This window comes from Siccirubricoccus soli (genome assembly GCF_024178315.1).
GTDB classification, from domain to species: Bacteria; Pseudomonadota; Alphaproteobacteria; order Acetobacterales; family Acetobacteraceae; genus Siccirubricoccus; species Siccirubricoccus soli.
In genome coordinates this window covers 1-2,106 of record NZ_JAMZIK010000021.1, presented here as the reverse complement: position 1 = coordinate 2,106, position 2,106 = coordinate 1, and the positions used below count along the sequence as shown (strand labels likewise).

The 2,106-nt window shown below is 70.2% G+C and carries 2 protein-coding genes; both read left to right on the top strand.

All coding sequences use genetic code 11. The annotated features are described in order from the left end of the window. Positions 1-823: ABC transporter substrate-binding protein (locus NJ376_RS03610; protein WP_252951860.1), on the top strand; the 823-nt coding region annotated here is incomplete at its 5' end. A 152-nt stretch (positions 824-975) separates the two neighbouring features. Next, the coding region (locus tag NJ376_RS03605) for an ABC transporter substrate-binding protein (protein WP_252951859.1) at positions 976-2,106 on the top strand (1,131 nt) is incomplete at its 3' end.

Sequence of the window (2,106 nt, the reverse complement as noted above, 5' to 3'; positions counted from 1 at the left end):
TCGGGCCTGCACGCCGAACCTGGTGCACTGGACCTACGACACCTGGAACGTGTCGAAATCCACCGCCGCCGCCATGGTGAAGCAGGGCGGCGATAGCTGGTTCTTCCTCACCGCCGACTACGCCTTCGGCCATGCGCTGGAACGCGACACCATGGGCTTCGTGCGGGCGGCGGGCGGCCGCGTGCTCGGCCAGGTGCGGGCGCCCTTCCCGGATACCACCGATTTCTCCGCCTTCCTGATGCAGGCCCAGGCCAGCCGCGCGAAGGTGATCGGCCTCGCCAATGCCGGCGGGGACACGATCAACTGCATCAAGCAGGCCTCCGAATTCGGCATCACCCGGCGCGGCCAGCGCCTGGCCGCGCTGCTGATGCACCTGCCCGGCATCGCCGCCATCGGGCTGGAGACGGCGCAGGGGCTGGTCTGCACCGAGACCTTCTACTGGGACCTCAACGACCGCACCCGCCGCTTCACCGCAAAGCTGCGGCCGCAGGTCAGCGTCCCGCTCTGCATGAACCACGCCGGCGGCTATGCCGCCGTGCTGCATTACCTGAAGGCGGTGGCGGATATGGGCGTGCCGGCGGCCAAGGCCAGCGGCGTGGAGGCGGTGAACCGCATGAAGGCGATGCCCTGCGACGATGACTGCTTCGGCCCGGGCAGGATCCGCGCGGATGGGCGCAAGATCCACCCGGCCTATCTCTTCCGGGTGAAGTCGCCGCAGGAAAGCAGCGGCGGCTGGGACTACTACGCGCTGCTGGAGACCACGCCGGCCGAGGAGGCCTTCCGGCCGATGCGCGAGGGCGGCTGCCCGCTGGTCCGCGGCTGACGGGGCCGCCGCCCCCCGGGGCATCGCTCGGCGGGCCGGGCGGGAGGCGGGACCGATGGCCGGGCAGGCCCCGTGCCCTATTGCACGCGCGCCCCGGCCGTTTAGGGTCTCCTTCGGAACGGAGCGAACAAGCTCAGCGAATTGGGGGAAACATGACCGCTTTCGATCGCAGGACCATCCTCGGCGCCGGCGCCGCCACGGCGCTGGGCGGGCTGACCGGTCGCCGCGCCCGGGCCCAGGCGGCCAACACCATCAGGCTCGGCCTGCTCACCGACATGTCCGGCCCCTACCGCGACATCAACGGCCCGGGCGCCCTGGCCTGCGCGAAGCTGGCGGTGCAGGAGTTCAACGCCAACGGCTTCAACGTGGACGTCGTCGCCGCCGACCACCAGAACAAGCCGGATGTCGCGCTGAACATCGCCCGCCAGTGGTTCGACCGGGACGGCGTGGACATGGTGTTCAACATCGCCGCCTCCTCCGTCGCCCTCGCCCTGGCGGAGCTGGTGAAGGAGAAGAACAAGGTCTCGATCGCGACCTCCACCGCGACCTCCGACCTCACCGGCAAGGCCTGCACGCCGAACACCATCCACTGGGTGTTCGACACCTACATGTGCGCGAAATCCACCGGCAGCGCCCTGGTGAAGGCCGGCGGCGACACCTGGTTCTTCGTCACCGCGGACTACGCCTTCGGCCATTCGCTGGAACGCGACACGGCCCGCTTCGTGCAGGAGGCCGGCGGCCGCGTGCTCGGCACCGCCCGCACCCCCTTCCCCGCCACCTCGGACTTCTCCTCCTTCCTGCTGCAGGGCCAGTCCTCCCGCGCCAAGGTCATCGGCCTGGCCAATGCGGGGACGGACACCATCAACTGCATCAAGCAGGCGGCGGAATTCGGCCTGACGCGCCGCGGCATCAAGCTGGCCGCGCTGCTGATGTACATCTCGGACGTGCATTCGCTGGGGCTGCAGACGGCGCAGGGGCTGGTCTGCGCCGAATGCTTCTACTGGGACCTGACCGACCGCACCCGCGCCTTCGACCGGCGGGTCCGCCCCTCGATGGGGGGCGTGCCGGCCGGCATGGCGCAGGCGGGCGACTACTCCCTGGTGCTGCACTACCTGAAGGCCGTGGCGCAGATGGGCGTGCCGGCCGCCAAGGCCAGCGGCGCGGAGACGGTGGCGCGAATGAAGGCGATGCCGACCGATGACGACGCCTTCGGCCCCGGGCTGATCCGCCAGGACGGCCGGAAGATCCACCCGGCCTATCTGTTCGAGGTGAAGAAGCCGGAG